Source organism: Serratia sp. NA_112.1 (assembly GCF_052691715.1).
The window spans coordinates 311,873-332,057 of sequence record NZ_JBQZFO010000002.1; the positions used below are offsets into that span (position 1 = coordinate 311,873).

At 55.3% G+C, this 20,185-nt stretch carries 17 protein-coding genes and 1 pseudogene; 8 read left to right on the plus strand and 10 right to left on the minus strand.

Annotated features, from left to right (window positions below; translation table 11 throughout):
* Nucleotides 1-31: 31 nt before the first annotated feature.
* The 8 genes from ACUTQ5_RS05840 (at nt 32) to kynA (ending at nt 7,340) form a co-directional block, all read left to right on the plus strand.
* Nucleotides 32-886, plus strand: coding sequence for a cupin-like domain-containing protein (locus tag ACUTQ5_RS05840; RefSeq protein ID WP_445650465.1), 855 nt, complete (start codon nt 32-34; stop codon nt 884-886).
* The gene (locus tag ACUTQ5_RS05845) at nt 886-2,109 is read left to right on the plus strand and encodes an 8-amino-7-oxononanoate synthase family protein (RefSeq protein WP_445650466.1); all 1,224 of its coding nucleotides are present in this window, start codon (nt 886-888) and stop codon (nt 2,107-2,109) included. The genes ACUTQ5_RS05840 and ACUTQ5_RS05845 overlap by 1 nt, the downstream gene beginning before the upstream one ends.
* A complete protein-coding gene (locus tag ACUTQ5_RS05850; RefSeq protein WP_445650467.1) occupies nt 2,106-2,969 on the plus strand; it encodes an HpcH/HpaI aldolase/citrate lyase family protein in 864 nt (287 codons plus the stop codon). The genes ACUTQ5_RS05845 and ACUTQ5_RS05850 overlap by 4 nt, the downstream gene beginning before the upstream one ends.
* The gene (locus tag ACUTQ5_RS05855) at nt 2,966-3,853 is read left to right on the plus strand and encodes an acetaldehyde dehydrogenase (acetylating) (RefSeq protein WP_445650468.1); all 888 of its coding nucleotides are present in this window, start codon (nt 2,966-2,968) and stop codon (nt 3,851-3,853) included. The genes ACUTQ5_RS05850 and ACUTQ5_RS05855 overlap by 4 nt, the downstream gene beginning before the upstream one ends.
* The gene (dmpG, locus tag ACUTQ5_RS05860; protein ID WP_445650469.1) at nt 3,837-4,838 is read left to right on the plus strand and encodes a 4-hydroxy-2-oxovalerate aldolase; all 1,002 of its coding nucleotides are present in this window, start codon (nt 3,837-3,839) and stop codon (nt 4,836-4,838) included. Before ACUTQ5_RS05855 ends, dmpG begins: the two co-directional genes overlap by 17 nt.
* A complete protein-coding gene (locus ACUTQ5_RS05865) occupies nt 4,835-5,791 on the plus strand; it encodes an ornithine cyclodeaminase family protein (RefSeq protein ID WP_445650470.1) in 957 nt (318 codons plus the stop codon). Before dmpG ends, ACUTQ5_RS05865 begins: the two co-directional genes overlap by 4 nt.
* Nucleotides 5,785-6,300 carry a MaoC family dehydratase gene (locus tag ACUTQ5_RS05870; RefSeq protein ID WP_445650471.1) on the plus strand — a complete coding sequence of 172 codons (516 nt, stop codon included), beginning with the start codon at nt 5,785-5,787 and terminating at the stop codon, nt 6,298-6,300. Before ACUTQ5_RS05865 ends, ACUTQ5_RS05870 begins: the two co-directional genes overlap by 7 nt.
* 197 nt (nt 6,301-6,497) lie before the next feature.
* Nucleotides 6,498-7,340: a tryptophan 2,3-dioxygenase gene (gene kynA, locus ACUTQ5_RS05875; protein WP_445650472.1), complete on the plus strand. Its 843-nt coding sequence runs from the start codon at nt 6,498-6,500 to the stop codon at nt 7,338-7,340.
* Nucleotides 7,341-7,480: 140 nt separating this feature from the next.
* Here kynA and ACUTQ5_RS05880 read toward each other — a convergent pair whose 3' ends face one another.
* The 10 genes and pseudogenes from ACUTQ5_RS05880 to tssF form a co-directional block, all read right to left on the minus strand.
* A complete protein-coding gene (locus ACUTQ5_RS05880; protein ID WP_445650473.1) occupies nt 7,481-8,392 on the minus strand; it encodes a hypothetical protein in 912 nt (303 codons plus the stop codon).
* A 14-nt stretch (nt 8,393-8,406) separates the two neighbouring features.
* Entirely contained in the window at nt 8,407-8,889 is a 483-nt protein-coding gene (locus ACUTQ5_RS05885) for an Hcp family type VI secretion system effector (RefSeq protein ID WP_012145741.1), read from the minus strand.
* Nucleotides 8,890-9,504: 615 nt separating this feature from the next.
* Nucleotides 9,505-9,885, minus strand: coding sequence for an immunity protein Tsi6 family protein (locus tag ACUTQ5_RS05890; protein ID WP_445650474.1), 381 nt, complete (start codon nt 9,883-9,885; stop codon nt 9,505-9,507).
* 19 nt (nt 9,886-9,904) lie between these two features.
* Nucleotides 9,905-10,171: pseudogene (locus tag ACUTQ5_RS05895) on the minus strand (hypothetical protein); the annotation flags it as partial.
* Between the two features lie 3 nt (nt 10,172-10,174).
* On the minus strand, nt 10,175-10,981 hold the full coding sequence (locus tag ACUTQ5_RS05900) for a DcrB-related protein (protein WP_445650475.1): 807 nt from the start codon (nt 10,979-10,981) through the stop codon (nt 10,175-10,177).
* A gap of 13 nt (nt 10,982-10,994) precedes the next feature.
* Entirely contained in the window at nt 10,995-12,932 is a 1,938-nt protein-coding gene (locus ACUTQ5_RS05905; RefSeq protein ID WP_445650476.1) for a type VI secretion system Vgr family protein, read from the minus strand.
* 84 nt (nt 12,933-13,016) lie between these two features.
* Nucleotides 13,017-14,462 carry a serine/threonine protein kinase gene (locus ACUTQ5_RS05910; RefSeq protein WP_445650477.1) on the minus strand — a complete coding sequence of 482 codons (1,446 nt, stop codon included), beginning with the start codon at nt 14,460-14,462 and terminating at the stop codon, nt 13,017-13,019.
* A 48-nt stretch (nt 14,463-14,510) separates the two neighbouring features.
* Nucleotides 14,511-17,174, minus strand: coding sequence for a type VI secretion system ATPase TssH (tssH, locus tag ACUTQ5_RS05915; protein WP_445650478.1), 2,664 nt, complete (start codon nt 17,172-17,174; stop codon nt 14,511-14,513).
* A 52-nt stretch (nt 17,175-17,226) separates the two neighbouring features.
* Nucleotides 17,227-18,300 (minus strand): type VI secretion system baseplate subunit TssG, encoded by a 1,074-nt coding sequence (gene tssG, locus ACUTQ5_RS05920; protein WP_445650479.1) that lies wholly within the window; start codon nt 18,298-18,300, stop codon nt 17,227-17,229.
* Nucleotides 18,297-20,183 (minus strand): type VI secretion system baseplate subunit TssF, encoded by a 1,887-nt coding sequence (gene tssF, locus ACUTQ5_RS05925; protein WP_445650480.1) that lies wholly within the window; start codon nt 20,181-20,183, stop codon nt 18,297-18,299. The genes tssG and tssF overlap by 4 nt, the downstream gene beginning before the upstream one ends.
* Nucleotides 20,184-20,185: the final 2 nt, after the last annotated feature.

Sequence of the window (20,185 nt, forward strand, 5' to 3'; positions counted from 1 at the left end):
CTCTTATTACCGAGACAGGAAAACGGCCATCGTGAACCAGTTAACCACGGGTATTCCCGTTCCACGTATTAGCTTTAATGAATTTGTCGCTATGGGAGTGGAGGCTATTTTCCGAGCCGACGTTCCTGTGATTATTACTGATTTACCGCTTGATACCAGCAATAGCGCTAATGACCTTATTGCTCAACGGTTAGGTGATGACAATGTCACATTATTCCGGGAGGCGAGTAATAAGGAAAATACCGAGCGATGGCAGACCACGAAAATTCAACTCCGTGGCTTTTTGGAAAATGAAGAATACCGACGAGACAACAGCACCTGGTACCGAGTGGTTTCCAATATTATGCACCGGCCAGAAGACATCAATACTCTTCTCGGTTTCGATGCATTTTCGCTACTGGCTTCTCGTCGTGGTCTGAATGCGGCCAATTTATGGATAAGTTACCACGGTGTATTTACCCAAAGTCACTTCGATGAACTCGAAAACTTTAATATCGCCCTGCAGGGAAGAAAACGATTCATCCTTTATCCGCCCGGCCGACGCGATTATTACCCGCGATCTATCCTAAAGGGATTTGGCGACAAATCGCAGGCCTTCGATTTTAACAATATTGACCCACAGCGTTTTCCACGGCTGGCAGCGAAATCCCCGCAGCGCCGCGATTTTATTCTGGAGCCCGGTGAAATGCTGTATTTGCCACTGGGCTGGTGGCATCAGGCCGAATCGTTAGACGACCTGAATATCAACGTTAACTTTTGGTTGTGGGATCTGAAAATCCTGCGCAGGCCTTATGTTTTGTATTCCGCACTCTACACGGCCGCCTACCGTAAATTCAAAGGCATTTATAACTATCAACCCGAACCTGCCAAGAAGGAAGGAATTTGATGACCAGCCGCAAGAAGATCATGCCAACCAACCAATATCGCAACAACGACAAAGCTATCGGTATTGGTAATCCCTTCTGGGATATGTCAGAACAAAACGGACTCGCAGGGATCGTCGCCGGACTCGAAAACGATCTGCTGTCCACCCCGGGTGGTCATCAATTTGTCAATTTTAGCTGCTGTTCTTACCTGAATCTGGACTCCCATCCCAGGGTGATAGAAGGGGCTATCGACGCGGTACGTCGCTACGGCGTGCTGGATCACTGTATCGCCCGTAGCCGGGTCCAGCTTCCGGTGTTGAAAGAGCTGGAGGCATCGCTCGGTGAACTGTTCCAGGCCGATGTTCTCAGCGGCGTGTCGGCCAGCAGCATCAGTGGGGGACTGTTGCCGCTGATCGCCTCGGGGCATTTGGGTAACGGTGTTCGGCCGTTAATGATCTTCGATAAACATGCTCATGTGTCGTTGGCGGCGGCAAAACCCGCCTGTGCCGATGAAACCGAGGTTGTCACCAGCAATTACCACGATCTGGAGTTCATCAAGGACTGCTGCAAGAAATACCAGCGGGTTTGCTACGTGGTTGACGGCAGCGATAGCCTGGGCGGCTATGCGCCGGTTAAAGAGTTGGCCGAACTGCAGGACAAATACGGCCTGATGGTGTTCTACGATGATTCACATTCTATTTCCGCCTATGGCGAACGTGGGATCGGTTACGTTCGCTCACACAGCCCGGCTCTGAATGAGAACACCGTTATGGTGGTCACGCTCAACAAGGCTTTCGGCACCAGTGGGGCAGCAATACTGCTCAACGGCTATTCACAACCGATGTTGCGCCTGGTCGAGCGCTTTGGCGGCGGGCTTAACTATTCGCAAAATCTGAACACCGCGGCCATCGGTGCCAGTCTGGCCTCTGCTGAAATTCACCGCACGGCAGAGCTACCGATGCTGCAAAAGAAATTGTACGACAACATCGCGCTGTTCGACTCCCTAATCCCGACCGAGCAGAGCGGCAATACTTACCCGATCCGATTGGTGCCGATGAGCGATGAGACGGTGATCAGCGAAGGGCGCCAGGTGATTGAAGCCGGTTTTTATGTCTCACCGGTATTCTTCCCGATCGTCGCCAAAGGCACTGCCGGTCTGCGGGTCATGATGCGTGCCGGGCAAACAGAAGATCAAATTCGCCGTTTGTGCAAAATACTGGCTGAAGTAAGGGCTCCCCAATGACGGTTAACACACGCGCCATTCCGCGCAGCATTCTGTATACGCCTGCCTTGTCACTCAACCGGGTCGTCAAGGCGCTGACTTATGACGCCGATGTCCACCTGATCGATCTGGAAGACTCGGTTCCCGGCCCGTCGAAGGCACAAGGGCGGATCATCTGCCGCACCGCGCTTGATAATGCCCCTCCGTCGGCGAATATTGCCGTGCGCATCAACGCGCTGGGTACGGTTGATGCGCTGCATGACCTGGTGATGCTTTGTGGCGGCGACACCGCGCCGGGGTTTATCGTCATGTCGATGGTCAGGTCACCAGCAGAGGTGGTTTTTCTGCGTGAGACTTTTGCTTCTGCGGGCAAATATCCGGAGATTTATCTGACGATAGAGACCGTTGAAGCCATTACCGATCTCGATGCCGTCGCGGCCGTAGCTGATGGCCTGATTTTTGGCTCTGCGGATCTGGCGGCCACGCTGGGCGTGCCCATCACCTGGTCGGGGATGCTGGCGGCACGTCAGGCGATGGTTCTGGCCAGTGCCAGACACGGCATTGGTTGCATTGATACCGCCAACTATCGTCTTTCTGAACCAGAGGTGCTGGCTAACGAAATCCAGAACATCAGGGATCTGGGCTTCCATGGCAAAGCTACCGTTCACCCCAGTGAACTTGAGCCTATCAATTCAGCGTTACGGCCTAACGAGGGCGCGTTATTGGCGGCGCGCCGCATCACCGAGGCGGTCAAGGCTGCGCAAGGGGGCATTGCCTTGCTGGATGGTCATATGGTGGGGCCACCTTTCGCCCGCATGGCCCATACCACCCTGGGATTAGGCCAGGCCTGGGCTGCGCGTTTTAACAGGAGCAACTCATGACGCTCTCCGTTGCCGTAATAGGGACCGGCGCCATAGGTATGGATCTGGTCAATAAAATATATCGCTCATCCTGGCTGCATTGTGGGCTGGTGGCAGGGCGCAACAAGGATTCAGCCGGTTTGGCTGTCGCCACTCAGTTGGGCTGCCCGATCAGCGCTGGCGGTATCGACGCCATTTTGGCTGCCCCCAAGCCATTCGATGTGGTGTTCGATGCCACCAATGCCATGTCACATGTCAAACACTGGGAGCTGCTACGCCCGCTGGGGACGTTGCTGATTGACCTGACCCCCAGCCACCTGGGGAAAATGATCGTCCCCACGGTCACCGGTACCGAAGCCCTGACCGATCGCAATGTCAGTTTGATTAGTTGCGGTGGGCAGGCATCGATCCCCATCCTGCATGCCCTGAGCCGACATTTCCAAATGAACGACATCGAGGTGGTGGCGACCGTAGCCAGCAATATTTTGGGGCGAGCGACACGAGTCAACATCGATGAATACGTAGAAACCACCCAGATTGCGCTGAGCGCTTTCACTGGCGTGGCAAATACCAAGGCGATCCTAAATATCAGTCCGGCAACGCCGCCAGCCATGTTCAGAGTCACTATTTTTGCTGATATCCCCGGCGTGACGGCAGAACAGATAACCCCGGTGGTCACTGCGGCGGCGGCGGCGGTGCGGGAGTTTTCGGCGGGCTATAGGTTAACGGCACTCAAAGTGAACGAAGGGCGAGCGTCAATCTCGCTGGAGGTGACTGCCAGCAGCAAGGTCATGCCTGTATATGCAGGCAACCTGGACCTGATTAATTCCGCTGCCATTCTGGTCGCCGAACAGTATGCGTACTATCGAAATAAAGCGGAGGTGGCCAATGACTATTCTCATTAACGATTCAACCCTGCGCGATGGCCAGCATGCGGTCAAGCACCAACTCACCGCGGTACAGTTGCGAAACTACGCCACTGCGGCAGACAAAACCGGCGTTGCGATAGTTGAAGTCGGCCACGGTAACGGGCTGGGAGCTTCCTCCTATCAGGTGGGGCGTGCGGCATTGAGTGACGAAGAGATGCTGACCACCGTGCGCGAGTCTTTGCAAAACAGCAAGATGGGGGTATTCATGTTGCCCGGTTGGGGCACCATCGCCGACTTGTCCAAAGCTCTGGCTTACGGCACGGATGTAGTGCGCATTGGTACCCATTGTACCGAGGCTACGCTGGCCGAACGCCATCTGGGCTGGCTGCGGGAGCAGGGCGCGGAGGCTCATGCGGTGCTGATGATGAGCCATATGGCCACCCCGGCCGAGTTGGCTGACCAGGCCGAGTTATTGGTGGGTTACGGCGCGCAGGCGGTCGGCATTATGGATTCGGCCGGCAGTCTCTTGCCGCAGGATGTCACCGCACGTATTACTGCCATGCGCATGCAGGTAGAGGTACCGCTGATTTTCCACGCACATAACAACCTGGGTATGGCGGTGGCGAATTCACTGGCCGCCGTTCAGGCAGGCGCCGGTATTATTGACGGCTGCGCTCGTGGGTTCGGTGCCGGGGCGGGCAATACCCAACTGGAAGTGCTGATCCCGGTATTGGAGCGTCTGGGTTTCAACACCGGCATCGATCTCTATCATTTTCTTGATGCCGCCGATCTCGCCGCCAGAGAGTTAATGGTGGTTCCGCCAATGATCGACTCTCTGGGCATCGTCAGCGGTCTGGCCGGCGTTTTTTCCGGTTTCAAAAACCCGGTGCTAAACCATGCCTGCAACGCTGGAGTGGATGCGCGCGATGTTTTCTTCGAACTGGGACGGCGACAAATTATTGCCGGGCAGGAAGACCTGATTGTTGAGGTCGTCGCCGAGCTGAAGAGGGCCGCTTCATGACCCTGCCAATCATCGACGCCGCTGAAATGGCAGGAGGTGATCGTCTGCGACAGGTGATGACGACCCTAAGTGACGTGTTCCAGGATTTACGCAGCGGTAAAGAACAATCGCCGCCGCGCACCTTACTGGATCATGGCCGTTCAGAGATGCTGGTCAGCCCGGCCAGCTGGCTGAAACGCGGTGTCGCCAGCGTCAAAATCACCACGCTCACGCCGGGTAACTCCGCCCAAGGGCTGCCGCTGATCCACGGCGTGGTGGTGCTGACCGACATCAATACCGGTCAGATGCTGGCATTACTTGATGGTGCAAGCCTAACGGCAGTACGCACCGGCGCAGTGGCCGGTTTGGCAACCGATCTGTGTGCTAATGCCGATGCCGGGAACCTGGCCATTCTGGGCGCTGGGGTACAGGCCCGGGCAGTGCTGCTGGCAATGCTTGCCGTACGCCCGATCCACAAGGTGCGAATTTTTTCCCGTACGCCAGCCCGGACCGATCTGTTCGTGCAGTGGGCGCGAACGGTGACGACGGCAGAGATTGCCATTTGCCAGAGCGTGTTCGAAGCCGTGCGGGGGGCGGATATCATCTGCACCACCACCTCAACCTCATCTTCCAAACCCTTGATTGAGGCCGGTTGGGTAACGCCGGGGGCGCATCTGAATATTATCGGCGGCACCCATGAAGAGGCTATTGAGGTTGATCCGGCCTTGCTGAAAACGGCGTTTGTGGTGGTGGAAACCGCCGCTGCTGCCAGGGAGGACGCAGGAGAGGTTCGAGGCGCCCTTACGCAGGGTTACCTCCAGCCTGAAGATCTTAATGAACTTGGCGCCGTCATTCTTGGCGAGTCTGCAGCGGGTGAAGGGCAGACAACCTTGTTTCGCAGTGTGGGGCTGGCGATTGAAGACACGGCCGCCGCGATCGCACTCTATCCATCCACAGAGAAGAAACCATGCTAAGACGAGTTGGCGAAAATGAGTACGTTGAAGAACACGGTGGCGACTACGAGGACTTCGAGCCCGGCATGACCATCAAACACTGGCCGGGGCGCACGCTTTCCGAAGCCGACAACACCTGGCTAACCTTGCTGACCATGAACCAGCACCCGTTGCATTTCGATCAGGCCTACGGCGCTCAGGTTGAATATGGCCGCGTATTGGTGAACAGCAGCATTACCCTGGCGTTGGTTAGCGGCATGACCGTGCAAGCTTTGTCTGCCCGAGCCGTGGCTAATCTGGGGTGGGAAAAAGTGCGTTTGAAAGATCCGCTTTTTGTCGGCGATACGCTGTATGCCACCAGTAAAATCCTGGCAAAACGTCCTTCAAAATCCCAGCCGAATAAAGGCATTGTCACGGTAGAAACCCTGGGTATCAAATCCACCGGTGAGACGGTGATTACTTTTGAGCGGTCGTTTATGGTTATGCGGCGGGATTATATTGCCGCCAAATCTTCATCCGCGCAGGAATAAATGCCTGGCTCATTCCCGTTGAGCACCGCAGCGGGGATGAGCAGAAAAAACCATTGAATGAAAGCGTTGTTACCCAGCCTGAGATCTGCGTGGCAACTCTGCTTGATAGTCCTTCAGGGCTGGGGGTTCTGTACTATGTTTTCTGTTTGCAGCACGCTACACACCGCTTCCGGTCGTGAGCGCAGCGGAGAGAACAGATGAACAAACGGGAATTAGAAAGCGCGATTGTCACCGACTTTTCCAAACGCATGAGCTACGGTGACTATCTGTGCCTGGACCAACTGCTGGACTGCCAACATCCGTTGTCCAACCCGCAGCATCATGATGAGATGCTGTTTGTGGTGCAGCACCAGACCTCTGAACTGTGGATGAAGTTAATGCTACATGAGCTGCAGGCGGCGCGGATGCTGGTACAGCAGGACAAACTCAGCCACTGCTTCAAAATCCTGGCCCGGGTCAAGCAGATCCAACGTATACTGTTTGAGCAATGGGCGGTGCTGGAAACCCTGACACCGTCGGAATACGTTGAGTTCCGTGACGTGCTGGGCAACTCATCGGGCTTCCAATCCCATCAGTATCGCTCGATTGAGTTTTTGCTGGGCAACAAGAATGCCGCCATGCTGGCAGTGTTCAGCAACGATGCAGATAAACACGCCGCGCTGAAGGCGATCCTCGAGGCACCGAGTTTGTACGATGAATACCTGCTCTATCTGTCACGCTATGGCCTGCCCATTCCGCAGGAGTGCATTGAACGTGACTGGACCCAGCCTTACCAGCGTAACCCGAACCTGCTACCGGCGTTTAAAGAGATCTACGACCACCCGCAAAAGTATTGGGAAGCCTATGAAATGGCCGAGAAGCTGGTGGATATCGAGGAGAACTTCCACCTGTGGCGTTTCCGCCATATGAAAACGGTGGAGCGGATTATAGGCTTTAAAACTGGCACCGGCGGTTCCAGCGGCGTCAACTTCCTGAAAAAGGCGCTGGAATTGACCTTTTTCCCGGAACTGCTGGATGTGCGAACCGAGATCGGTGCCTGAACGGTATCTTTGACCTGGATATTTACCAAACGGTGAAAAAAGGCTGAGTTTGCGGTGCAGGGAAGGGAAATGCTGAGGCGTCAGGGAGAGAAAAGGGGCTGAACCCGGCGAATACCGGGTTCAGTTCCCTATATTATCTGCTAGAAGGTACTGGCGATTTCATACATTAACTTCATATGCGCCTTTGAAATATCCGTCGTGCCGCTATCGCTGATTACCGAGACATACTGCTGCTCGCTGGTTAACAGGATTTTGGCTTGTAACGGCGCGGATCGTTCGTTCAGGGTGGTAAATAACAGAGTTTCGATGCGATCCAGATTCGGATCCGCTCTGCCCCTGGCCTGGTCCGTATAACGCCGGCCCATATAGAGCTCGGCATTACTGCGGCATTTTTCTTCATCCTTGATGATTTTTATCCGCGTTTCGTTAACGAACTCAATCAGCTTGATCCTCGCCTTGGCCGTTCTTTTGGTGGCTTCCAGCAAGTCTTTATTATCCGTCTGCTGACGCTCGGACAAGGTGTTTCTGAGCATTAACAGGCCGGCACTGACGATGCCGGTCGCGCCGATCGTCGTCATGGCATACCGGATATAGATATTGGTCATCAGCGTGTCTGCTGCCTGAGCGGCGGCGATCGCTGCATAGGTAGCCCCCGCGCCCGATAATGCACCGACGGCACCTATTGCCTTGGCGGCATAATCATAGTTACTCTTTTGCCTGTCGTTATAGACGTTGCCTCCATAACCCCGCAACGAGGTTTTATATTTTTGGAAGAAACCAGAGTTTTCTTGCAGAGTGGTATTGTTGCCATGATTTAATAGCCCCATTTCCATCTCGTTGGTGTTATCTTCTCCACCATTGCGCTGAGCATCACTGCTCTGGCGCAATCGTTCGAAACTGGACATGATTGCCCGTTCGGAGTCATTCTCATACTGGTTGAGCGCTGTATTATCCAGCTCATTAACAAAGGCGATAATTATCCGCAGCTCGTCAGCATTGTATACCGAGAGGTCGTTGAGCAGATTGTCTATCGCCAGCGTTGGGTCTGCCATAGTGCTGCCCTCGTTTAAATCTCTTTATTCTGTTTAATATCCCAACCGGCTTTGGTTTCTGCACCTTTGGTTCCGCTGGCGCTTTGCTCCCAGTAATGCAGGTTGACCTTGGAAGCCTGGAAGCGATATTTAACCAGGATATTGTCGGTGTGCCCAACACCGGTAAAGTCCGCCATACTGACCAGGACATCTTCCAGCACGATCCTGGTATATTCGACCTGGGTCCCCCCGGCCTTGCAGATAGAAAGTTCAACTTTGGTTACATGTTTACCGCTGGAGCAAAACTTCAGAATGGCCGGTGTAGATTTATCGATAAGTGCCTGCACCTCCAAATCCTTGAAATTTACTTTCCCTGTCCCGCCGCCACCGCCTACGGCCATATTGCCTGACTGGGTCGCCCCCCAGTTGAATGACAGAATATCAGTCCAATTTTTGTGATTAGAATCATTAGATTCACCAGTAACCCCGTCAACCTTCAGAAATGAGTCAATTGCCATTTTGATACCTATATGAAATTGATTAATTTGCATTGGCGAAGCGGATTTATATCCATCAAGGCCAATAAGTGAGGTGGTGCTTCTGGGCAGTTGGCAGCATATTGCCAACATACCCGGAATTAAGTTTGAACTAAATATTAATGGTGATTGCAACGGCTATAGGTGGGTATCTCTCCTTTGGTTTTTAGGGTGAGCTTGGTTGTGCAGCGCAGAGAAGTCGCACTATCACAGGTTTTTAAATTTATGAATAAATTAATGAGCGATTTTTATCAAACAGTTATTGATGAGATAGGGTGGTTATCTATTTTTATGATGTGTTTGGATATTAAGAAAAGGATGGAGTGTTCACTTGGTTATATTAATTGTGTATTTATATGATCTTGCTTTTCTAAATAACCAACCTACCTAAATCTGGAATTAATCAGGGAGGTGTATTGAGCCATTCTGGTTTGCTATTCTGCTCTTCTCCAGATGTAGGCAAATTGGGCTTTAAAGGGGCATATTCCATTCTCAATTTTGGTCTGTCTTTACTTGAGAATCAACAAAGCCTCGTTTAAATAGTTAATGGTTGCTTTATGCATTATTTGTGTTATCAGTTACTGGCTAATATTAACCCTAAAAATCATTAGGGTGTTCATTCCTTAGTTTTTTCTGCCTTTCGTAGTAATCAGATTCCACTTCATGTGGTAGTTTTATTTTCAATCCCTTTCTTATTTGGTGCGCTATGAAAGATGCGCTAAAAATTCGATCGGCAAACACAGGATCGGATGCTTCAAATTCTTTTGCCGCATATAAACCCATTGTGAATTCTTTAAGTTTACTTTTGTCCTTTTCTTGTCCCGTTACAACGTTTTTCAAGTAAATTAGCTGTTGAACTATAGAGTTATACATAGGTTCTAAACCGCCATTGTTTTTGGCAGCTAAAATTTCAGCATGACGAACCCTCGCTAAAGCCAATGCTCTATTTATGTAATCAATAGCCGTGTCATTAATCATTTTTTAGAACCCACGTATCATTGATGTAGACATTCGGCGAGCCATCGGCAAGTACCCCGGTAACATGGCGAGGTGCCCAGGACATGCTGCCCAGCACTTCACCAAGCCCGCCTCCGGCAGAAGCGCCTGCCACTACGGCGGCGACAGCGACCGCAGCCGTGCCACCAGTAACGGCGATGAGTGCGGCACCGACAATCGCGCCACCAATCAACCCGGCGATCATCCAGCCCTGGGAGGCCGTATGGGCTATTTCATCCAGCTCTCGTGCTGCACCAAGTTCACTCATGGGCTAGGACTCCCTGGCGGTCCGAAGATACTCCGCAATTTGCCCGGGATTGTTTAGTTCTTGTGGCCCATTAACAGAGCGGCAAAGCAACAGTATCGATGAAAGATGCTGGTTGCTCTCGAGAGAGGATGTCCACAGTGCATAACGAGTAAACTCAGCGGAACTGTTGGTAACTACAGGGGCAATATGCAACGGCTCACCCAGTGAGTGGTAAAACAGGTAGCTGCCGTTTAATGCCCTTTTCAGGTCGATATGTTGATAAAGTTCGCTGATAGCCGTGAATACGGAAAGTTCTTTACTGTCGGTGTCAAATACAAAAAAATTGCCAATGGAGTCGGTCGCAAGCATGACGGGAACATGAGTGTCATCCTCTTTTTCATTGAAAACAATACTGGCAATAATCCCTTTATACTGTCTGTCATAGTAATCATTGAAGCTATTTTGACAGGTGCCAATAAAACAAACTATTTTTCTGCCTTGTAGCTCATCTTTCAGCAGAACGATATTCTGCTTTTGCCAGATTAGTGCTTCTGCAGACTTGAATCGGTAAAAAAGCTCTATGGATGGCTGGTGATTGATATCCCCATGAGATGAGGATATCAACTCGACCCCTTGAACAGTGGTCTGAAGATCCTGAGTCAACCGCGCAGCAACTTTTTGCAGCGTATCCTCTACGGTTGCATTAGCACGTGAAACAACAAAGGTAAATTCACTGGCGTTGTTTTCGCTGAGTGTGAAAATGTTCATTGTCCGGTCTTTAAATGCGTCGGGCAGTTCGAAGCTGGCTTCTTGCGTTAAATAATGACTCATTCAATATCCTGTATTACTTTTCTTCCTGCGAGAAAAAACTGTCTATTTGACTTTGTATTGTTTTTTGATGTTTGTCGCCTGGCGCATCGGTTTTCTTCTGGCCACTCGAAGGGTTGAGATTTAGCTTACCGCTGGATGTGTTAATTTCGCCAGATTGGTCAACGGTAATATTAAAATTAACACCGGTAATATTAATGTCGCCATCTTTGGTCAGTTCCAACACACTTTTGCCACATTCAAGACGAATCGATGTACCAGAACCAATAACTAATGCGCCGACAACATTATCTGTACGCGTATGCTCAGTCAGCATGGTTGAGTGGCCTTTAACTGCAATAGTCTGGTCTTCGATAACCCGCTGTTCCTCATTAGCACCAACGAAATGAGTATGGTTCTTATCGATGCTATGGCTTTCATCGTTCTTTACCTGGGTGTCCATGTTGCGTTCCGCCTGGATCCACACCTGTTCCGAACCGGCTTTATCCTCAAAGCGCAGGGCGTTGGCGTTGTCGGCGGTGCCATCCTTGGTGCGGCTCATAAAGCCCATTTGGGTCGCGGCGGCCGGCAGCGCCCAGGGCGGCATGCTGGCGTCGTTATACACGCGGCCGGTCACGATCGGGCGGTCCGGATCGCCATTGATAAAGTCCACCACCACTTCGTCGTTGACGCGCGGGATCTGTACCCCGCCGTAACCCTGGCCGGCCCAGGCGCTGGACACGCGCACCCAGCAGGAGCTGCCGTCGTCTTTGGGCCCGAAGCGATCCCAGTGGAATTTCACCTTGATGCGGCCGTATTTGTCGGTCCAGATCGACTCACCGGCCGGGCCGACCACTTTTGCCGTCTGCGGACCGTGAGTTTTCGGCCAACTTGCCCGTTGCGCCGGGTGCCAGGGGATATCCGCCGGCAGCACGGTGAAATCGATACGGTGTTCGCTGTGCTGATCGTCGCCGCTGGCGTAGCGGTTTTCCCTCAGCTGATATTTAGCCTGCAGCGTCAGGTATTCCCGGTTGTCGTCGATATGCGGGGCGTTATACAGCGTGAAAGTGCTGCCGGGGGCAATGCCCAATGCGGTCGCGGTGCCTTCAATCTGCTGATGCTCGGCCTGCCAGGCTTCCTGACGGATACGGGCGTAGAATTCCCCCTGCTGATGCTCGGTATAGCGTCCCGGCCAGTCGTAAACGTCAATCTGGCCCGGTGTCGGTGAGGCAGGGTTCTGACGGGCCTGGAACAGCCAGGCATTGGGTTTGCGGAAGTCGTAATCGTCGAGGCTGTAAATACCCGGCGTGACGTGATCGGACAGGGTCCACTGGCTGATGCCTTCTTCACTGGTACTGCCGCCAGACGGCGTCAGATGGTAAGGGATCATCTCGTAGCCGGGATAGGGCTGATGATGGTGGGGCGCATCGCCCAATACCAGAGTGTGCTTACCCATCTCATGTTTGAAATAGTAATAGATCCCTTCCAGTTCCATCAGCCTGCTGACGAAGTTGAAGCTGCTCTCGTTGTATTGCACGCAGTAGCCCCACAGACGGTAGTCGCCCGTGAGCTGGTCTTCCAGTTGCACATTATGTTCGGTCAGCAGAGTTTTGACGATCTGTGGCACCGTCTGTTCCTGGAAGATGCGGAAGTTACGGTCCTTGGTCATCGGCCACAGATCCGGCTGCACGTGCAGGTTATACACTGCATAGCGAGTACCGCCGATCTCTTCGCTGCTGACGGCGATCGACGTGATCTTGCCGTTCAGGTAGCGGGGTGGGCCAAGAAAACCCTGGGTCGGGATCTCCAGCGTCAGGGGTTGACCCAACAGCGCCTTGCGGTCGAGGCGGGCGTTTTTGCTCAGCAGTTCGATGGCGAAATCGAAGGGTGTGGAAAGGGCTTCAGTCCCCTCCAGCGAACGAAACAGCAATGACTCCTGGCCCAGTGGCGTATGCGCAATAATACGATCCAACATGAGAACGTCCTCTGTGAATGACGCATGCGTCAATCTCATGAAAATACGGTGAAGGCCCGCGGTGACGGGCCGGATAAGCGGGGTTTAGCCTGCTGCAACCGGGTTGACCAGCCAGGTGCCGGCGTTCTCGATGCTGAGCTGCTGACGGCGTAATTGATCGTTATGGCGGATTTCCAGCTGATAGCTGCCCGGTGCCAAATTCAGGCGGGCAAAGCCGTTGTCGCCTGGGGTCACCTGCTGGGGTTTGCCGTCCAGGCTGACCTGCTCACCGGGTTGCAGTTTGAAATACACCAGTGCCACCGGCGGTGGTGCCGGAGTGGTCTGGGCTGCAGGCGGCTGTTCGGCCGCCGTCTGTGGTGCGCTTGGTGGCTGCGTTACGGGTTTATCCACCGCTGCACTTTCTGGCGTATTGGCCGCTATTGGGGCTGGGGTACTGTCGGCCCCGCTTAGCCAGGCGATGACGCCGATCACCAGCAAAGCCGCCACGCCTGCACCTGCCATCATCGGGCGTGTCAGCTTCATGCCGTGCGCGGTCACGGTGCCTGCCGCTGCGGCACCGGCGGCCGGATTGGTGGCTACCAGCAGATTTTCCGGTGCGGCGGCTGGGGTGCTGATGATTTCGTTTTCATCGGCAATCGGCAGATGCAGCAGTTCGGCCATTTCGTCGATGGTTTGTGGCCGGTCTTCCGGTTTCAACGCCAGCGCATGGTCGATAGTGCGCAGCAGTTCCAGTGAATAGCCCGCCGGGCGACGCTCGGTCAGCGGTTGGTAGCTGTCCTCGATGCTGCGCACCACGCTGACCGGCGGCGGTGAACCGACGATCAGCGTATGCAGCACGGCACCCAGAGCGTAAATGTCGGTCCAGGGGCCTTGCTCACCGTCGCTGTTCTCGGTGTATTGCTCAATCGGCGCGAAGCCCGGTTTGAGCATGATTTCTGTTTCGTCGGACAGGTTGCCGATCTCTTTGCGCGCTGAGCCGAAGTCCAGCAGCACCGGTAGCTGGTTTTCCTGGATCTGAATGTTATCCAGCGAAATATCGCGGTGCAGGTAACCTTCCTGATGGATGGTGTTGATGGCGCTGAACAGCGGTGGCAACAGTCTGCGGATCCAGGCCTCGTCGATTTTCTCCGGTTGCTGCGCTTGCAGGTTCTTCAGGGTGGTACCGCTGTAAAACTGGGTGCCCATGTAGGCGGTACCGTTCTCTTCCCAAAAGCGCAGTACGTGCAGCAACCCTGGGTGAGAGAAACGCGCCAACAGGCGGGCTTCCTGAATAAAGCTGTTTAACCCGGCCTGGAAGGTTTTGCTGAAACGCTCGCCGCGTAGCCCGACGCTCAGATCGTCATTACGCATGGCCAGCGAGGTCGGCATGTACTCTTTGATGGCAATGGTGCGTTCCAGTTGATGATCGTACGCGCGGTAGACGATGCCGAAACCGCCTTCGCCGATAGCTTCCTTGATCTCGAATTCATTAAATCTATAGCCGTTTGGCAGGCTGTTTGAATTCGGTTTGCTTACCCCGGTTCCCGACATAATGATGACTCTCTGTGAACAATCGCCGCCAGACCGGCGGCCGCGGCGTTATGCCTGAAATTGACAAATAAATTCGTTTTGCTGCAGCGCGATATGCAGTTGGCGATAGCGCTGATCGTTGGCGCCGCCGGTCAGTAAGGTGTGGCTGATCTGCGGCAGCAGGGTGTTGGTTAAAATAGCGTCGACCATGCGGCCGCCGGACTCCACCTCGGTGCAGCGGCTGACGATTTGTTCGATCACCGCATCGTCGAAGGTACAGACGATATCGTGGTTCTCCGCCAGTCTGCGCTGCACTCGGCCCAGTTGCAGGCGCACGATATTGCCCAGCGTGGCGTCGGTCAGCGGGTAGTAAGGCACGACCAGCAAGCGGCCGAGCAGCGCCGCCGGGAATACCGACAGCAGCGGTTCGCGCAGGGCACCGCTCAGTGCCTCCGGCTCCGGCATCAGGTCCGCATCGCTGCACAATCCGGCGATCAAATCGGTACCGACGTTAGAGGTCAGAATAATGATGGTGTTGCGGAAATCGATGTGGCGGCCTTCGCCGTCTTCCATCCAGCCTTTGTCGAACACCTGGAAGAAAATCTCATGCACGTCCGGATGGGCTTTTTCTATTTCGTCCAGCAGCACCACGCTGTAAGGGCGACGGCGCACCGCTTCGGTCAATACACCGCCCTCGCCGTAACCCACATAGCCGGGAGGGGCGCCTTTCAGGGTAGAAACGGTATGCGACTCCTGGAACTCGCTCATGTTGATGGTAATCACGTTCTGCTCGCCGCCGTACAGCGTTTCCGCCAGCGCCAGCGCGGTTTCGGTTTTCCCGACGCCGGAAGGGCCTGCCAACAGGAAAACCCCGACCGGCTTGTTTGGATCGTCCAGCCGTGCGCGGGAGGTGCGTACCCGGCGGGCGATCAGATCCAGTGCATGCCGTTGACCGATAACCCGTTGGTTCAGCGTATCCGCCAATTGCAGTACCGCGTCGATCTCGTTTTTCACCATGCGACCCAGCGGGATGCCGGTCCAGTCGGACACCACAGCGGCCACCACGTTGGCATCGACGGCGGCGAAAATCAGCGGGGCCTCGCCCTGCAGGTCACCAAGCTGTTGCTGCAACTGCGCCAATTGCGCGCGCAGTTCATCGGCAGAGGGCTCGGGCTGTGGTTCCTCGGTTGACTCATCAGTCGGCTCAGCCTCAATATCTTCCCGATGCAACCGGGCGCGCAGGTCGATAATCTGTTGGATCAGCGCCAACTCATCCTGCCAGCGGGCAGTGAGCTGCTCCAGTTGTTGCTGCAACAGCGTCAACTGAGCTTCAATATCCTGTGGGCGCTGCGGATTGCCGATGCCGACCTTGGCTTCTCGCCGGGCGATATCCAATTCAATCTGCAGTGCTTCAATGCGGTGGCGGCAGTCTTCCACCTGGGCCGGCTCGGCATGTTGGCTGACCGCCACGCGGGCGCAGGCGGTGTCCAGCAGCGCCACGGCTTTGTCCGGCAACTGGCGTGCCGGGATGTAGCGATGCGACAGGCGCACGGCGGCGTCCACCGCCTCATCGAGCAGCAGCACGCGGTGGTGCTGTTCCAGCGGACTGACGGTGCTGCGCAGCATCAGCAGCGCTTTGTCTTCGCTCGGTTCATGTACCTGCACCACCTGGAAACGGCGGGTCAGCGCCGGATCTTTCTCAATGTATTTCTTGTATTCCGACCAGGTAGTGGCCCCGACGGTGCGTAATTGGCCGCGTGCCAGCGCCGGTTTCAACAGGTTGGCTGCGTCACCGGTGCCTTGTGCGCCACCGGCGCCAATCAGCGTATGGATTTCATCGATAAACAAAATGATCGGGGTGGGGCTGGATTGAACTTCGTCAATCACCGTCTGCAGGCGCTTTTCGAACTCGCCCTTCACCCCGGCCCCGGCCTGCAGCATGCCAATATCCAGCAGATACAGCTGGACGTCGCGCAGCTGTGGCGGCACGTCACCGGCCACGATACGCAGCGCCAGGCCTTCGACCACGGCGGTTTTGCCGACCCCGGCCTCCCCGGTCAGTAGTGGGTTGTTCTGGCGGCGACGCATTAAAATATCGACAATCTGGCGGATTTCTTCGTCACGCCCGGTCACCGGGTCAATCTCGCCGTTGCGCGCCTTGGCCGTCAGGTCCTGAGCATATTGCGCCAACACGCTGCCGCCAGTCTGCGCTGGCGTCGGCGTGGTGTCTGACTGGGCGCTCGGCATCAGGCTGTTTTCCGCCGAGTGGGCGGTGATGGTGGCAAATTGCTCCATCAGCAGATCGGCGTTGAGGCGATCAAACTGGGGGGAGATGGCTTTCAGCAGGTGGCGCAGGCTGTAGGTTTTCAGGATGCCGAGCAGCAGATGGCCACCACGGATCTGCGCAGCACCGAATTTCAGCGAGCCGTAAACCCAGGCCCGCTCCACCGCGCTGTCGATATGTTCGGACAGATCGGAAATTGCGCTGGCACCGCGAGGCAGGCGATCGAGTGCCTCGACGATGTCGCGGGCCAGTTGCCCCTCATCCAGTGCAAAGTGGCGGATCACCTGTTGCAGGTCAGCCTCCGGTGCCTGCATCAGTTGGTGCAGCCAGTGCGCCAGCTCAACGTAGGGGTTACCGCGCAGCTTGCAAAACGCCGTCGCACTTTCCAGAGAGGTGAATAACAGGCTATCGAGTTTGCCAAATAATACCGAGCGGCTGATTTCAGACATGGTTTTCCTCAGGTCGTGACGGAGCGCTGTGTGGCTCCGGCCAAAATAATAGTCAGAACGGGTTTTCCAGCGGTTCGGGGCTGAAGATCAGATCGTCAAGGTCGCGTTGGTGACGGGCATCTTCCAGCCAACTGCTTAATCCCAGGCGCTGGGCACCGCCGAGTTGGGTGCCGCTGAGTTGATCCTTCGCCAGGATCAGCCGCACTTCCCAGACAAACTCGATGCCCAGATATTGGCGCACCCAGTCGCGCAACTGCCGGCACAGTTCGGCTCCGGGCAGGAAGCGTTCATAGTTTTGTTGCGACATTGGCCCCAGTTCGATGCGGAATTTGTGCTGAATATCGCGCACTGCAATCCCAAGGAACGAAGACTCACCGAGCCGGGGAGCACCGCGACCTGCTTTGAGGCGCGCCTGTTCACGTGGTTCTACCCGCAGCCAGTGTGGGACGTTTTCCACGATGCGCACTGGCACCTTGAAGTACTGCTGCAAGATTTTGCTCAGACCTTCCGGGTCACGGCTGTGACGAATCAGATGACCGGCCATAAAATGCTTGGCATGGGCATTGATGCTGTCGCGCTGCTGCTGCGCTGGCTGGCCGATGCCAATCAGGCTGGAAAGGTATTGGTCGAAACGCCGGTTATCCTGACGATCCAGCGATACCGTGGGTTGTGCATCTGCCCAGGCACGGTAAAACAGCAGCGTCAGCCGGTGGTGAAACAGGTTGGCAAAGGCCAGCAGGGTGGTGTCCTGGTGGTGATAGACCCGTTCACGCACATATTCGGTCAGGTGCAGCGGCAGCGGCCCGTTGGGGCCAAACAGACCAAAGCTGAAAATCGAAACGTCGTGTAGCGGGCTTTGCGGCCGTGGGCTGACCTGTGCCAGCGTCGACGGGGCGAACGACAGTGAAGGTTCTTGCCCCAGCCGCAGCATTTCATGGCGCGGCAGGGGGGCACGCCCCAACAGGTAGGCCTGCCCACCCTGGGCGTCCAGGCGGCGCAACAGCTGAAATAAATCGTGCTTGTAAGGCGCATTGACCAGCCGCAGCCAGAAATCCTCCGGCAGGCGGTGCAAGGCATTGATCTGTGGCGGTGCCGTCAGTTCCGCCTCGGTGTGGAGGGCGTTCAAATCAGCGTCCTTTTGCCCATGCGCGCCTGCCAGTGAGCGATCTCACCGCGTTGCTGGCTGGAAAGCGTCATTTCGGTAAAGGTGTTCATCGCTACCAGCCGGGAGAACAAACGCTCCAGTACGCTCCCCAGCAGGTAGGGGCTGCTGCCAGAGAACGACTGTTCATCGACGGTTAGCTCGATGGCGATACCGCGGGCAAACACGATCGGCCCCGGCTCGGGGACCCGGCGGTATACCGGGCGCAGGTTACAGTGGCGTACGCCCTGGATTTGCTTGGTGATCGCCGGCTCGCTCTGGTTGCCGTACAGGCCGAGCAACTGACGCAGGCTGGCAGCCCCCTGTTCCGGGTCGCCGTCCATCATGCTGAGGTAGTTCAATTGCAGCTGGCTGATCAGCCGCCAGGTGATCATGCCTTCGGCCAGCGCCGGACGCGGCGGCGTCGGGCCTTTTTTCAGCGACACCTGTTTGATCGGGATCGAGTCCGGCATCACGAAGTTGCCCTGATCCTGCTGCAACAGCATCAATGGCAGATCGCGGCTGGTACACAGTACGTCGGCAGTGAGGTATTTCAGGTCGCTGTGCCAGGGCGACTGCCGTTCATCCACCAGCGAGACGAATACCTCCGAGCCGACATAGCCGGTGCGGGTGCCGTAACGGCGGGCGTGTTCGGACAACGTGCGCTGCTCGCGCCGCAGTGAAAAGTAGGCGCCGTAGTTGCCGTCATCCGCGCTCAGGGTGCTGTAAAACGGCCGGAATTCCTGCTCATAGCGTTTTTCGCTGGCGCTGCCGCCGAGCCGCTGAACAGAGAACACTTCATAATCAAGTGGACGAATATTATCGACCACCAGATGGTATTCATGGTTTTTTTCGCTGACGGTGATGCGTTCGGCGACTTTCGGGAACAGATTGATCACCGGCGTGCAGTGCAACGCCAAATGGGCGACGTCGATTACCCGTTCCAGCGCCGCATCCTGGCGGTCAAGCAGCACCAGGATCTCAAACTGCCGCAGCGCTTTTTTTCCTTCGCGTACGCTTTGCAACAGCGGGCGTATGCCATTGACGCTGAAGAACTGGAAGCGTGCGGGGAAGGCAAAATATTCCTGCAGCAGGCGATAGCCTTCAAAATTGCGCAGATCGTTCGGCAGCAGCGCCTGATCGGCGGCAAAGCCTTCCTGCCGCAAGCCGTCCAGTGCCAGTACCCGCCGTTGCGGTTGTGCTTCCACCGTCTGGCAAATCAGCCCGACGCTGTGTTGCATCAGCAGTTCCAGTAGTTGCTGTGCCTGCAAGTCCGGGCCGGAGAGATAAAACATCAACTGGTCCAACTGCAGGTTGTTGAGTGTGACGCTGTCATAGCACTCCAGCCGGATGCGCAGCGCGCTGACGCAGCCACTTTGTTGCAACCCCAGGCTGGCCAACGGAATATCGGCCGGAATGCCGCCCAGTTCGACGCTTTTCAGCCGCACCGGTTGCAGCGTGACGTCGTGCGCGGTGGTATAGCTGCAGGTGATACCACTCTTTTTCAGCGACTGACTGTCCATCATGGTGCCGCGTGGCACCACAAAGCCGTTGCTGATATCGCCCTTGTTGCTGTCGGGTTGCAGCTCGGCAATCGCCATTGATGGTGTTGGCGACAGATAGTTGGGGTAGATAATCTCCAGCAGACGCTGGGAGAAACGCGGAAACTCCGCGTCCATCTTCAGTTGTACGCGCGAGGTGAGAAAGGCGAAGCCTTCCATCAAACGCTCGATATAAGGATCCGCGACGTCGATACCGCGCATGCCAAGGCGACCCGCCACTTTGGGATACTGCTCGGCGAACTCTGCGCCCATCTCACGCAGATAGGCCAACTCGCGGTTGTAATAGTCTAAAAGTTTACTGTCCATCG

Bases quoted from the DNA above. Each gene is read 5' to 3' on its own strand.
- ACUTQ5_RS05845 (WP_445650466.1), top strand. From the start codon at position 886: ATGACCAGCCGCAAGAAGATCATGCCAACCAACCAATATCGCAACAAC.
- ACUTQ5_RS05850 (WP_445650467.1), top strand. From the start codon at position 2,106: ATGACGGTTAACACACGCGCCATTCCGCGCAGCATTCTGTATACGCCT.
- ACUTQ5_RS05855 (WP_445650468.1), top strand. From the start codon at position 2,966: ATGACGCTCTCCGTTGCCGTAATAGGGACCGGCGCCATAGGTATGGAT.
- dmpG (WP_445650469.1), top strand. From the start codon at position 3,837: ATGACTATTCTCATTAACGATTCAACCCTGCGCGATGGCCAGCATGCG.
- ACUTQ5_RS05865 (WP_445650470.1), top strand. From the start codon at position 4,835: ATGACCCTGCCAATCATCGACGCCGCTGAAATGGCAGGAGGTGATCGT.
- ACUTQ5_RS05870 (WP_445650471.1), top strand. From the start codon at position 5,785: ATGCTAAGACGAGTTGGCGAAAATGAGTACGTTGAAGAACACGGTGGC.
- kynA (WP_445650472.1), top strand. From the start codon at position 6,498: ATGAACAAACGGGAATTAGAAAGCGCGATTGTCACCGACTTTTCCAAA.
- ACUTQ5_RS05880 (WP_445650473.1), bottom strand. From the start codon at position 8,392: ATGGCAGACCCAACGCTGGCGATAGACAATCTGCTCAACGACCTCTCG.
- ACUTQ5_RS05885 (WP_012145741.1), bottom strand. From the start codon at position 8,889: ATGGCAATTGACTCATTTCTGAAGGTTGACGGGGTTACTGGTGAATCT.
- ACUTQ5_RS05890 (WP_445650474.1), bottom strand. From the start codon at position 9,885: ATGATTAATGACACGGCTATTGATTACATAAATAGAGCATTGGCTTTA.
- ACUTQ5_RS05900 (WP_445650475.1), bottom strand. From the start codon at position 10,981: ATGAGTCATTATTTAACGCAAGAAGCCAGCTTCGAACTGCCCGACGCA.
- ACUTQ5_RS05905 (WP_445650476.1), bottom strand. From the start codon at position 12,932: ATGTTGGATCGTATTATTGCGCATACGCCACTGGGCCAGGAGTCATTG.
- ACUTQ5_RS05910 (WP_445650477.1), bottom strand. From the start codon at position 14,462: ATGTCGGGAACCGGGGTAAGCAAACCGAATTCAAACAGCCTGCCAAAC.
- tssH (WP_445650478.1), bottom strand. From the start codon at position 17,174: ATGTCTGAAATCAGCCGCTCGGTATTATTTGGCAAACTCGATAGCCTG.
- tssF (WP_445650480.1), bottom strand. From the start codon at position 20,183: ATGGACAGTAAACTTTTAGACTATTACAACCGCGAGTTGGCCTATCTG.